At 61.4% G+C, this 12943-nt stretch carries 10 protein-coding genes and 1 pseudogene; 3 read left to right on the top strand and 8 right to left on the bottom strand.

Annotated features, from left to right (window positions below; genetic code table 11):
- Nucleotides 1–96: 96 nt before the first annotated feature.
- From AC04SG_RS12270 to AC04SG_RS12250, 5 genes are all read right to left on the bottom strand, one after another.
- Nucleotides 97–1047 (bottom strand): glycosyltransferase family 2 protein, encoded by a 951-nt coding sequence (locus tag AC04SG_RS12270; RefSeq protein WP_488551235.1) that lies wholly within the window; start codon nucleotides 1045–1047, stop codon nucleotides 97–99.
- On the bottom strand, nucleotides 1037–1987 hold the full coding sequence (locus AC04SG_RS12265; protein ID WP_477350236.1) for a glycosyltransferase family 2 protein: 951 nt from the start codon (nucleotides 1985–1987) through the stop codon (nucleotides 1037–1039). The genes AC04SG_RS12270 and AC04SG_RS12265 overlap by 11 nt, the downstream gene beginning before the upstream one ends.
- Nucleotides 1984–2982 carry a glycosyltransferase family 2 protein gene (locus AC04SG_RS12260; RefSeq protein WP_488551234.1) on the bottom strand — a complete coding sequence of 333 codons (999 nt, stop codon included), beginning with the start codon at nucleotides 2980–2982 and terminating at the stop codon, nucleotides 1984–1986. The genes AC04SG_RS12265 and AC04SG_RS12260 overlap by 4 nt, the downstream gene beginning before the upstream one ends.
- 44 nt (nucleotides 2983–3026) lie before the next feature.
- Nucleotides 3027–4199: a glycosyltransferase gene (locus tag AC04SG_RS12255; protein ID WP_488551233.1), complete on the bottom strand. Its 1173-nt coding sequence runs from the start codon at nucleotides 4197–4199 to the stop codon at nucleotides 3027–3029.
- Nucleotides 4200–4285: 86 nt separating this feature from the next.
- Entirely contained in the window at nucleotides 4286–4684 is a 399-nt protein-coding gene (locus tag AC04SG_RS12250) for a hypothetical protein (RefSeq protein ID WP_488551232.1), read from the bottom strand.
- On the opposite strand from AC04SG_RS12250, the gene AC04SG_RS12245 reads away from it, so the two are divergent.
- From AC04SG_RS12245 to AC04SG_RS12235, 3 genes and pseudogenes are all read left to right on the top strand, one after another.
- Nucleotides 4683–5969 (top strand): glycosyltransferase family 4 protein, encoded by a 1287-nt coding sequence (locus AC04SG_RS12245; RefSeq protein ID WP_488551231.1) that lies wholly within the window; start codon nucleotides 4683–4685, stop codon nucleotides 5967–5969. The genes AC04SG_RS12250 and AC04SG_RS12245 overlap by 2 nt on opposite strands.
- A 282-nt stretch (nucleotides 5970–6251) precedes the next feature.
- Entirely contained in the window at nucleotides 6252–7046 is a 795-nt protein-coding gene (locus AC04SG_RS12240) for a family 16 glycosylhydrolase (RefSeq protein WP_488551230.1), read from the top strand.
- Nucleotides 7047–7377: 331 nt separating this feature from the next.
- Nucleotides 7378–8430 (top strand): annotated as a pseudogene (locus AC04SG_RS12235) (polysaccharide pyruvyl transferase family protein); the annotation flags it as partial.
- Nucleotides 8431–8655: 225 nt separating this feature from the next.
- Here AC04SG_RS12235 and AC04SG_RS12230 read toward each other — a convergent pair.
- From AC04SG_RS12230 to AC04SG_RS12220, 3 genes are all read right to left on the bottom strand, one after another.
- Nucleotides 8656–10119 carry a lipopolysaccharide biosynthesis protein gene (locus AC04SG_RS12230; protein WP_488551229.1) on the bottom strand — a complete coding sequence of 488 codons (1464 nt, stop codon included), beginning with the start codon at nucleotides 10117–10119 and terminating at the stop codon, nucleotides 8656–8658.
- Nucleotides 10116–11285, bottom strand: coding sequence for a glycosyltransferase (locus AC04SG_RS12225; RefSeq protein ID WP_203277735.1), 1170 nt, complete (start codon nucleotides 11283–11285; stop codon nucleotides 10116–10118). The genes AC04SG_RS12230 and AC04SG_RS12225 overlap by 4 nt, the downstream gene beginning before the upstream one ends.
- A gap of 221 nt (nucleotides 11286–11506) precedes the next feature.
- Entirely contained in the window at nucleotides 11507–12748 is a 1242-nt protein-coding gene (locus AC04SG_RS12220; RefSeq protein WP_488551228.1) for a glycosyltransferase, read from the bottom strand.
- Nucleotides 12749–12943 lie beyond the last annotated feature (195 nt).

The following is a 12943-nucleotide window of genomic DNA, read 5'->3' as shown; positions in this document are numbered from 1 at the left end:
TTCATTGTCGGAGCATGATCTCTGGGCAAAACGGGAACCGTTTTGTCCGAGAAAACCGGTTCCCACTTTTCGGGATCATGCTCTGGCCCGCATGCTTCATCTCCCCGCCCCCACGGCAAACTGTGCCGCCACCCTCCGCAGCCGGACGGCGATCGGCATCGACATATGCCTGACAGCTGCCGGATCACTTAGCGCGGTGCGTATCGCCTTCAACGGCGAGCGCGCCTTGATGTGCTGGACCAGCGACAGGAACGATGCCGCCTTGCGCAGGCTGCGGGCGCGCCTGGCGAAGGCGGCCGCGGCAGCCGCGTCCATGGAATTGGTCTCGGCGAAGACCGCATCGGCCTTGCGCATCGCCTCGACATGGTGAAGTTCGAGCACACGCGAGATCGAGCCTGTGCGGATGTGGTAGATATAGCCGGTCGTCGGCTCGACCACGCATTTGCCGCCCTTGGCAAGCGCGTTGGCGAGCAGGATGTAATCCTCGCCGATGCTCAGATTTTCATCATAGCGGAGCCTGTTTTCGGTCAGGAAGCGGCGCTGGAAGATCGGCTTGAGATAGCCAAGATTGAACGTGGATTCGAAAACGATGTTGCCGGCGATGTAGTCGGCGAGCGTGATTTCACGCAGGCCTTCCAGATATTCGGCGGGGAACATCGTCGCTTCGGCAACGCCGTCCTCGCGCACCACCTGGAGGTTGTCGACGGCGATCACAGCGCCTGCCTTTTCCGCCCGCGCGATCATGGCGGAAAGCCGCCCGGGAAGGACGGCATCGTCTGAATCGAGCACCGCGACCCAGCGGCCGGAAGCCAGCTCGAGCCCGGCATTCCTGGCGCCGCCCGGTCCGCGGTTTGCGGGCAATGCGACGACGCGGACGGTGTCCTGCGGGTAGGCTCTTGCGACGTCGAGCGTGTTGTCGCGCGACTGGTCGTCGACGACGATGATTTCGACGCTCACATCGCGCTGGGCCATGGCGCTGACGATCGCCCGGTCAAGCGTGGCCGCGGCATTGTAGGCGGCGATGACAAAGGAGACGTCAGGCTGCACGCTTGCCTCCTTGCTGCGGGGATGGCAGGCCGTATTGGCGGATCTCGCTGATACCGACCAGGCCGCTGACGACGCCGACATGCATGATGCCGCGCAGCACGCTGCGGTTGCGGCGAACCGGGCTGATCGCGGTGAGAGCCGCCATGCCGAAACAGTAGGCTGCCTTGGCCGAGGCAAGTCCGACGTCCTTTACGCGTCTGGCAGCACCGGCATTTTGGCCGATGAGGTGGCCATGTGTCTGGCCGAAGCGGAAGCGGCGGCGGCGCAGCCAGTCGAACGCGGCACGGGCGGAAGGCACTACTTCCTCGACCCATGCTTCCGGCGCGAAGGCGATGCGGCCACCGTCCCTGACCATGCGATCGAAGAATTCAGTGTCCTCGCCGCCGCTTTGGCCGCGCGCCAGGCTAAAACGCCGGTCGCGCAGGCTGTCGGCGCCCATTCTGAGCAGCACGTTGCAGGTGTAGCCGGTGCGGATTTCGCCCTGCACCCAGACCGGCAAGGTCGAATGGAAATCGCCCTTGCGCATCCAGTCCGGCGCGTCCGCGCGGTAGAGCGCCCGCACCGGACCGAGCACGGCCTCGGCGCCGCTCGTCTCGGCGGTGGCGACCAGCTCGGCAAGCCATTGCGCGGAGGCGGTCTCATCATCGTCGATGAAGGCGACAAAATCCGCCGTGCTGGTGTCAAGACAGGCGTTGCGGGCGACCGAGATGTTGCGTGCCGGGGCGTGCCGGTAGCGGACCAGCAGCTTCAATTCCCGCGCCAGCTCGGTCACCAGCGACTCGGCAGTCGGCTCGTCGTCATTGTCTGCAACGATGACGCCGATGCCGAAGCCGGCAGGCATGTTCATGGCAGCGAGCGAGCGCAGCGTGTCGGCCAGTTCCGGCCGGCGAAACGTGCAGACGCAAATATCGATGCGGCGATCCCTCGAGGCCATGCTCATGACGCCACCTTGCGCTGCGATCCCGCCCCGAGCAGTTGCAGCCAAAACCCGACCGACCAGCCGAAATGCATGACCATCGCCGAAATGCCGGTCAGCACATTGTTGGGGTTGCGCTGGGCAATCGCGGTCCACACGCCATAGCCGAGACACACCGAGCCCCAGACCAGCAGCGGCACCGCCGCCAGCCAGTGGATGAAGGAAAATGCCGCGAGAAGAACGACAGGCGCCACCAGAAGCGGGATCATCTGCCGTACCTTTGGGATCATGCGATGCTTGAGCACATTCTTGGCGCGGCCGCGGCCATAGCCGAGATATTGGAAATACAGGCCCTTCAGCGAGGAACGCGGATAGTAGACCATCTGCGTCTTGCCGCTCATCCAGATGCGGTAACCGGCCTGGCGCAGCCGGTAGTCGAGCTCGGCATCCTCATTGTGGCTGAAGGTCTCGTCATAGCCACCGACCGCGGTGAAGGCTGAAATCCGGATCAGCGCGTGATGGCCGTGATCGACCCATTCGCCGGCCGAGAGGTGCCTGTGCTTGGAGCCGCCAGTGCCCAATTTGGAATTCTGCGCCGCCGCGACCGCTTTCTGCACCACGCCGCTGCCGCTGGTCAGCATCGAGACGACGACCGAATCGGCAGATGTGGCCAGCGCCTCCTCGACCAGCCGGTCGCAATAATCGGCGGGATAGCCGCCATGGGCGTCGATGCGGATCAGATATTCGGCGCTGGCGCCGTAGCTGGCGACGGCGAGGTTGATCGCGGCGCTCTGGATGCGCTTTGGGTTGTGCAGGAGGATGACCTGGGAGTCCTTCGCCGCAACCGCCTCGACAATGGCCAAAGTGCCGTCGGTGCTGCCGCCGTCGGCAACGACGATGCGAGCGCCGAGCCTTAGCGAGGCTGGCCTCAGTTGCTCGAGCAGCGCCCCGATATGCGCCGCCTCGTTCAGGCACGGGATAACGATCAGGCTTGGCGGAAGCACTCCAGTTTGCGTCATCGGTGTCTTCCCATGCTCTGCTCTTTTCCCATCGCCAGCCATCCCTAAGCCAGTGCCTCGGTGACGAAGGAGCCGGGTGAAACCGCCAGGCCGCGCAGCCGGTCGACAAAGGCGCGGCAGTCGCTGTGGTCGTAGCTCCATGTCCTCGGATTGCGGGCCAGCACGCGCGCCTTGGCCTTGCCGAAACGCTCCTGGTCCATGCGGCCGAGCGCAGTTTCCAGCGTCTGCGGCGTGGCGTCGGACAGCAGGATGCCAATGTCCTGCTGGTTCAGGAACCGCCCGGTCTCGGTGTTGCCCATCGAGATCGGCACCGCGCCGAAGCGGCAGCCCTCATAGAGGCGATTGGGCAGCAGCCATTCCGAATTCTGCCCTTCCTCGAAGAAGTCGATGGCCCAGGAGAAATGCACTTCGCCGTAAATCGCCGCCATGTCTTCCGGGTTACGGTAGGGGCCACGGAAAGAGAGATAGGGCTCGGCTTCGACAAAAGCGTGGAAATCCGGGAATTCAGAGAGTGCCGGACGGCCCCGCAGGACGACCTCGAAGCGCCCGCCCTGGCGGCGCGTGAAATCGGCCAGCAGCTCCAGCGAGCGGCGGCAGCGAAGCGCACCGAACCAGCCGATGCGCCAAGGTGGCGCGACAGGGTTTTCCGCCTTCAAGCGGTCGTCCGTCGAGATCGGCGCGGTTTCGAAGTATTTGTTTTCAACCAGCTCCACCGGCGCCGCGACTTGCCCGAACGGCTTGAAATAATTGGCGATGAAGGCCGGCGAGCTGGTCACCAGAAGCTTTACGTCGCGGGCGAGATAGCGTTCCGCAGTGCGCAGCGCCCGGCCCAGCATGTCGTTGCGCAGCACCAGGCGGTGGATGTCGAGGCATTCGTAGACAATCGGCACGCCGCCGCGAAAGGCTGCCTTGGCACGTCTGGCCAGCGCCAGCATTTCCAGATTGCGCGCGATGATGAGATCGGGCTTCGACATCGCCCCAAGCTTCGAGCCTATCGACAGCGCCGCCTTGGCGACCGCTGCCATGCGCTGGCCGAATCGGCCGTCACGCGTCGCGCCAAGGTCGATCGGCTGCAGCCCCTCGACGTCGAGAACAGCATTTGTGGTCCGACGGAAGCCGGCCAATGTGACCCGCGCGCCGCCTGCCCTGAGCATTATGATCCGCCGGCGCACGGCCGGGTCGGAAACGTCGTGCACAAGGTACAAGACATGCAGCATGAAAACTCGACCGCTGTTGGCCCACCCAAAGGAATGCTAACGCAGCTTTTGCTGCATCGCAACATTTTTGGTGCACCGTAGCAAAATTAGCGACCTCTACCGCGCCGCACAAATATATCGCCGGAAGTCGGTAGCGCGCAAAAAGTGGCAACACAGGTGAGCCGCAGAAAGTGGTACGACATGCGGAGCCGGCAGTTTCGGGCAATTTTGCCCTGTGCGCGGCAAAATCGCGACCCGATCACGCCGACCATCAAAACTCCGATGCCGGTGATCGTGGTAAACCAATTGCTAATATTGTGTTGCACCGCAACAAAAAATGATGTTGAATTCACCCTAGGGAAGTTGGGGTTTTGAATTGGCCAGGGGATCCGCGCGGCATTCTGCTGCAGTGCGGGATGATGAATGCACGGCAGCTCAGCTGCACTTTTGGAATAGCTTGCGAAGACCCCTGATGCCAACTGTTTAAATACGGGTGGGTGCTGCATGGGCAAGTCTCTTCGTATTGCCGTCTATGACGACAAGTATCCGACCAGTTTCGTTACGCCGCGAGCGTCCCGACATACGATCCTGCGACAGCGATTTCTGCCGTTCAACCTGGTCTCGTCGAAGCTGGAAGGTGTGACGCTGATCGAACCTGCTCTGTCCGTTGACATGGTGCATGCGTTCAACCGGATACCTGTCAATTCCTCGAAGTACATCATGTCATTCGAATCCCATTTGCCGCGGCAGTTCGCGCTTCGCAAACGCGGGCTTATGGCGCGATATCTGGTCTCGCGGATCACGACCCCCGGCTGCCGCCGCATTATCGCCTTATCGCATTTTGCCCGCAGATGTTTTCTGGCCCAGCATGCCGGAAATCCGCAGCTGGACCTCCTGACCGCAAAGCTGATGGTTCGTCACCCGAATATCGTCGTGCCCGCGGTTGAGGATGCGATGTCCCAAGACACTGCAGCGGAACTGGTGCTGACATTCGTCGGTGCTCATTTCGGCCGCAAGGGCGGATGTGTTGCGGTCAAAATCGCGGAAAAGGCGTTGGAGCAGAATTTGCCAATCCGGGTGAACATCGTTTCCAGTCTCCAGGTCGGCGGTCCGATATGGACAGACCCGACAGCTCCAGGGTTCTTCGACCCCTATCTCAAACTGCTCGGACTGAAGAATGTCCAACATCACGGGGTGCTGCCAAACCAGGCGGTGCGAAAATTGCTGCGCAATTCGCATTTCGGCATCCTCGCCACGTTCGGCGATACGTTCGGGTACTCTGCACTGGAATCGATGTCCGAGCACACTCCGGTTCTTGGGACGGGGGTCTGCGCTCTGCCGGAATTCCTCGAGGACGGCGTCAACGGGATTTCATTGCCCGTGAAGCTGAACGAGGTCGGTGATTGGTGGAACCCGGGATACGACTTCCGCGGCGACGCGAATTTTGCCCAATATTTCCGCGATGAAGTCGAGCGCCTTGCCTGCTTGGCCATTGACCGGTTGAAGACCTATATCGGCCACCCCGGACTGATGGCGCCGCTACGGCGCCAAGCCCGCAGGACGGCGGAAACCATGTTTGCGGCCGAACCCGCAGGCGCATTTCTCGATGCGCTTTACGATCGTGTTGCGCTGGAGCGCGCGACGGATCCGGCGCAACTCGATCCGGCTCTTGACGTTTCCTCTCCGCAATCCTTGCCGGCTGAATCCTTGCCGTCCGTATCACCGCCGTTTGTGCCTAATGAAAATGCACCGGAGCAACCCCACCGCATCCCGACCGCCTCCGCGGCTTGAGCACCTGGGCACCGTTCCGAAAGTAGCGACCGCGGTTGCTTTGCTGTTGCGCATTGGCCCACCGATCGGAAGGGGGCGGCTTATTCCCGGACGGTGTGGCAAGGGAGAGCGAATTTGCTGCTTTGCAACATTTTTGATGCAGTGCGGCGAAAAATTGCCATATCCTTGGTGCAAGGCTCAATCATCAAGGTGGCACGTAAGCTGTTACACGTCGAAAAGCCGCATCAAACGGCCGGCTTGAAGTCGCCGCCGAAAGGTTAAAGGCGCCAACGGAGGCCACGCATGAATTGCACACGCAGAAAACTCCTGGTGTTTCTGGCTGCCTCCACGGCAGTGCAGTCGGTTGCTGGACAGGCGCTGGCGGAGAGCGTTGTGGCAGGAGCTGGGGACGCTGCCCTCGACAAGCTTCCCGACTGGTCGGCGGTCAAGCTCCAGCTCTGGAAATACACCAATCCCTTCGTGCCGTCGCAATGGAGCGAGCCCAAGCTCGGAGGCTATGACTGGAAGGCCGCGAACGTCAAAATCGTCGACGGCGCACTCCAGCTTAGCGTCAGCGAGAAAGCGTCCGCGGAGGTGATATCCGGTGGCAAATCCGATTTTTCATCGGCAAGGTGGGAAGTGGACGTAACGCTCCCGACGATGAAGCCTGGGTTGATCGCAGCGCCGCTTTGGACATTCAACGACAAAGCCCATGAGGAAATCGATTTTGAGATCGTCGGCACGAAAGGGTTGCAGCTCACCGTCTGGGCGGACGTCGACAACCAGCACAAGAGCGTTTGGGTAAAATGGATCCTGCTTGGGGATCTGTCGGGCAAGCGATACCGCCTTGGCATAGAGTATGAGGCCGGGAAACGCGTTGCCTTCTTCATCGACGGGAAGGAAGCTGCTGTGGTTACGCCGGCCGACACCAACAGCGGCGCCTTTCCGAACCATCCCATGAAGCCATACTTCGACCTTTGGGTTGCGGCAGGCGCTGTCATGGACACACGCTGGGCCGGCAAATGGGAGCCAATGGCTGCTTCGGACAGATTGGTCATGACACTTCACGGTTACAGGCGAAGCGATATCGCCCCGTGAGGGCAAGAAACCGGCAGCGAAAGCTGCTTATGTCGAATATCGAGCAGATGGTTGGTCGTGCCGGTGCGAATTAATGCTGCATCGCAACATTTTCGGTGCGGCGTAGCAATGAGTGCACGTTTTTTTGTTGCAGTGCAAAATTGATCCGCTAATCTCGGACTTGCTTGAGTGCCGCTCGAGCCGTGCGTTGGCCATCAGCCCGGTGCAACGCCCTAAATCGTGACGCGGACCGCATCGGGATTGTCCTGGCGTGCAGCATTTTCGGTCACTACGCCCGTCTTGAGCACCGCTGGCCTGGCCGCGGGATTTGCTGACGCAATGAGGTAATTCCATGAAGATCGTCGTCGAAAACACAGTCTGCCTGAATACCGGGGATGCGGCGATTCTGCTGGCGATCCGCCACATTCTCAAGACGATCGTGCCGGGCAATTTGCGGTTCGCCGTGTTCGACAGCCAGCCCGAGGTTGCAGAAAGGCTCTATCCGAAGAAGGATTATCCGGACCTGGAATTTCACAAGCTGCTGTCGGAATCCCTGTTCCGATACAAGAATGGCAGCGGGCTGAAGGACCGGTTCAAGCCGATCTACAATCGGCTCGTTCTCCAGGCCCTGCGTTGGTTTGGCACCAGCAGCGCGCTTGGCACTTTTTTCAGCCAGGGCGACCGGCGCGGTCTCAACATTTACGCCGACGCGGACATGGTGGTCACGACAGGGGGAACCTATCTCGTCGAGAACTACAATCTCGAACGACGCCTCAATCAGTTCCGGCTTGATGCCCTATTTGGCAAGGATCCGGTCTTCTTCACGCAATCCCTCGGCCCGTTCAACAAAAGTTACAACCGCCAGGAGCTTGGCCCGATCTTTGACCGCAGCCCGCTCATCCTGCTGCGCGATGAACGGTCGCGGACCCATATCCAGGATCTGGTGAAGGATCTCGGCAAGTGCCACGTGGTGGCCGATGCCGTATTCGCCCTGGCCGATACCGATAGGATCGGCAAGTCACTCGCTTCCAGCCAGCCGCCGGCGCCCACTGGCCGCGTCGCCATTTCCGTACGCCACTGGAACTACGTCAGCGACGGTGAAGGCGGCATGCGCCGCTATCTCGATTCGATCAGCGAGATCGCCACAATTCTTGTCAGGGACCTTGGCAAGGAGGTGACCTTTGTCTCCACGTGTCAGGGCGTGCCGGAATATGCCCATGACGATTCCAAGACCGCGCGGGCGATCGTCGCCGAGCTCGATCCTGAGATCGCCAGGCATGTGACCGTCGACGCAGCGTTCCACACGCCGGACCAGTTGATGGCGCTGGTGAAGGGCTTCGACTTCGTCGTCGCGACGCGCATGCACATGATGATCATGTCGCTTTGCGTCGGCACGCCGGTGCTGCCGATCGCCTATGAGTTCAAGACCAAGGAAGTGGCCAAGCGCATAGGTGTCGACGATGTGCTGCTCGACATCGACACCGTGACGCCCGCAGAGGCGCGCGAAAAGCTCGGCCGGTTTGCGGGAAATCTCGACCGCTATCGCAAGACAAGCCTTCAGGCCGTGCTTGAGGAACACGCTTCGGCAATGTCGGCCACAAACCTGCTGGCGTCGCTGATCGGTAGTCGCTCAGCGGATGTTGCGCGCGGCGTTGGACAGGGTGGTGAACAAAGCGCGTCGCGACTGCGGGACGGCAAGCATGAAAACGAGACCGATGCCGTAGTTGAGGGCAAGCGCCAGAAAGACCGCGAGCAGGTCTGACTGGCCGGTTAGAGACGCCGGCAACCACAGGTACAAGAACCAGGCAAGCAGGGACGAGGCGATGAAAAGCCCCTGCATGAGCACGAAGTCGGTGGCGGTCACCGGACCGACGCGATGGACCAGTACCGCGAGCACGGGAACGCGCAGCACGTACCCGCTGATGGCATAGGCCGCGGCAACGCCGACGGCGCCCCAATGCAGGCCGACGAGGAAGGCAGCGACGGTCGTCAGCGACGAGTAGATGCCCCAGTGGAACATCGTCTTCGTCTTGCCCTGACAGATGAATATCCACCCCGTCGTGCTTGAAACGGACTGGACGAGGCTGGCGATGCCCAGCCAGGCAAAGATCGGCGCGACCGGCGCCCAGCCCGCACCGAAGAGAAGTCCGACGATCTGATCGGAGGTCAGCGTCAGCGCGGCGATGCCCGGCATGGTAACGGCCGCCAGCATCCAGTTGGTGCGCACGTAGATATCGCGAAAGCGGGCCTTGTCGTCGTGGATGCGGCTGAGCAGCGGCACCATAACCCGCGTCAGCGGCTGGTTGATGTTCTGCAGCGGGAACAGCAGGAGCTTGTAGGCGCGGTCGTAATAGCCGAGCTCGATCGCACCGGAATATTTTCCGATGAGAATGTTGTCGAGATTGCGCGAGAAGAAGTTGGCAAGGTTGAAGCCGGTCAGGTTGGCGCCGAACGACAATATGTCGGCGTCGACTTTCAGGTCCGGCCGCAACGGCGTCCATCGCGCCACCCGCCAGGCGGCAGCCAGGGCGACAACCGCCGAAACCGCCGGGCCGATGACCAGCGACCAGTAGCCGAGCCCCGCATAGGCCGCGATCGCGGCGGTCAGAAGTCCGGCGGCGGCGCTTATCACGTCGTTCAGTGCGAGCTGGCCGAACTGCAGGTGGCGATTCATCAACGCCAGCGGAACCGCGGCCAGACTGCCGAGAAGCAGCGGCAGGGCGGAGCCAAGGGTGATGCCGGACATGCGTTGATCGCCGTAGAACGCGGCGACGGCAGGCGCCAGGCCGGCCACCACCACGGCACTGCCCAGCCCGACCAGCGCGCTGATCCAGAACACCTGGTTGAGCTGCTGGTTGCTGATGTCCTTGCGCTGAACCACAGCCTGCTGCAGGCCCAGATTCTGAAGCAGTCCGACAAAGGCCACGATCGGCCCGACGGAAGCCACCAGACCGAAATCCTCGGGAACGAGCAGACGGGCGAGCACGATGACGGAGAGAAACTGGATCGCCATCTTGAAGCCCTGGGCGCCGATGGTAACCAGCCCGCCGCGCAGGGCGACACGACCGAACTGGGGGGGCGGATTGGCGTTCATGCAAGCGACCTCGTTTCGCCAAGCTGCATGGCGATCTCCACGAAATGTTGGTTCAGCAGATCGGAGTTGAACTCCGCCTCGATCTTCTTGCGCGCAGCGAGGGCGATCTCTTCACACGGCTTCGGGTTCTCAGCGATCCAGGCAAGTTTGCCGGTCAGCGCCGCAACGTCCCGCTCAGGCACGAGAAAGCCTGTCTTGTGATCATCTATCAGTTCGGGAATCCCGGAATGATATGTGCTGACCACCGTCAGGCCGGCGGCCATCGCTTCCATCAGCGAAACCGGAATGCCTTCCAGATCGCCATCGCGCGCGCCGACGCTGGGCAGCAGGAACACATGCGCATCGCGCAGACGCTGCTTGACTTCGCTGTGCGGCCGGGACCCAAGAAAACTCACCCTGTCGGCGATGCCGAGATTTGTAGCGATCGCCTTCAACTCCTCAAGAAGTTCTCCGCCGCCGATCACCGAATAGACCCAGTCGCGGCGCGGCAGGCCGGCAAGCGCGCGAAGCGCATATTCGATGCCCTTCTTTTCGGTCAGGCGGCAGACCGAGATGAAAGAGAGCGTCGCCTGCTCCCACGAGCGCCACTGGTAGTCGATCTCATTTGGCCGCACCCCCATATGGTGAACCACAACCTGCTCCGGCGATGCACCGACCTCAATCAAGGCATCGCGGAAAAAGCCGTTGACCGGCAGTTGAAGAACGCCCTTTTCGAACACGATTTTGTAGCGCGCGAGCGTATTGTCATGCAGCGGCTCGCCGACATCGCGGCCGTGAAATATCGTCACCAGAGGAGCGGAAATCCTGCCGCGCTTGATGGCGCGCGCCACGCGCATGCCGTTGTTGCCAAAGTGGGCGACAATGACGTCGGCGCCCTGCAATTTTCGCGCGTGAGCAATGTCGATGGCCGTCGAGAGCTTGTCCCAGAACCTGCCGGACCACTTCCTGAGCAGCGGGCGATAGCGACCCAGACCGCCCCACCAGCATACGACCTTTCCTGGCAGCGCCTGCCAGCGCGGATCGTCGATATTGCGGTCCTTGCCGAAGGACGTCTCGTTGCAAACCACACCGACTTCCATGCCGCGCTCAAGGCACCCGGCTATCTGGTCGAGAACGAAAGTCTCGGACAATGAGGGAAACTTGTCGACTACGAAGCAAATCTTCATCGGCAGGATGCGCCCGTGCGGGGAGCTGGTGTGCCCCTGACGACAGCCGGGCGGAAAACGTCGTGCGCGAGGCACAAGACATGCAGCATGAAATTCGACCGCTGTTTGGCCCACCCGCGCAGACGTTAGTACAGGTCTTGCTGCACTGCAACATTTTTGGTGCAGCGTAGCAAGATTCCCTCGATTTGGCGTCTCTGCCGATCAATCGCTCAAGGGCGGTGTCAGCCGGCAGACGAAGGATCCGCCAAGCCCTCGGCAACGCCGACATGCCTGGCAGGTTCAGGTGCAAAGCCTTGCGCGGCCAGTTGGATAACGATCTGCGCAAAACGTTCGTTCAGAGCATCTGCGTTGAAGTCCTCCTCGACCTTGCGGCGTGCGGCAAGCGCGATACGCTCGCATTCCGCCGGATGCTCCGCGGCCCAGGCAAGCTTGCCGGCAAGCAGCGAAACGTCTCGCTCGGGTGCAAGCAACCCTGTCTCACGATCCTCGATGAGCTCCGGGATTCCGGAATGATACGTGCTCACCGCAATCAACCCGGCGGCCATCGCTTCCATGAGCGCGACCGGAATGCCTTCCATATCGCCGTCACTGGCGGTGATACTCGGCAGCAGGAAGAGATGCGCCTTGCGAAGCCGTTGTTTCACCTCCGCGTGAGGGAGACTGCCGAGGAATGTCACGCGCCCGGTCAAACCCAGTTCCAGCGCCAGCTTCTCCAGATCCATCCGCAGTGGGCCGTCGCCGATAATGTCGTAGCGCCAGTCTATCTCAGGATGGGAGGCCTTCAGGGAGGCCAGGGCGCGCAAGGCGAACTCGACGCCTTTCTTTTCGACCAGGCGGCAAACCGTCGTCACGACCAATTGGGTGCCTTCCCACGATTCCCAGCGATAGCCGATTTCGAGGGAATCAATTCCCATATGATGAACCGTCGTGCTCGACTGGGGCAGGCCGGCCTCCAGCAACATCGTGCGGAAGTAATCGTTGACGGGCAGGTTCAGGGTCCCATGCTTGATCAGTCCAGCGTATTGCGTCGAGAGCACTGCCTGCCGCGCCGGGATCGCCACGTCCGCGCCGTGAAAGATGGTTATGACCGGTGGTTTGAGGACCTTCCATTTCTTCAGCGCGGCTGCTCTCTCGCCGTTCTGTCCGAAGTGAGCGACAATCACGTCACAGCGGTTCAGGCGGCGTGCAAAAACAGCATCAAGAGCGGTCGAAGCCTTGTATCGCAGGCGCGGCGGGAGCCGCCGTACAAATTTGCTGAGTCCCGCGGCCCATCGCCACCAATGTTGAGTTCTGGCGAGCAGCGTCGCCATCGGCTCGCTTTGCCGGTCGATTCGGTCGTCACCTTTCGTCCTGTCGCATACGACCTCCACGTCGAAGCCCCGCGCCAGCAGCCCAGCCATCTGGTCTGCGACGAAGGTTTCCGAAAGGAGGGGGAATTCGCCGACGACAAAGCCCACGCGCATGACCCGCCCCATAAGGTTGGGGCTTGCCCGGACCCCCAAGCGGTCCATATCGCACAAGCCCTAATGTAGACAGGCAGAATACACGTTGATTGTTGCGGTGCCACAAAAATATTGCACTGCAGCAATCAAAAGTGATCAGGAGGGATCGGCACGCGACGCCTGGAACTGGCTCATGGAGCCTTGCGCGACTGCCAT

It is taken from the genome of Mesorhizobium sp. CNPSo 4684, from assembly GCF_057784315.1.
The sequence above is the reverse complement of the archived record's forward strand: the minus strand, read 5'-3'. Positions and strand labels throughout refer to the sequence as shown.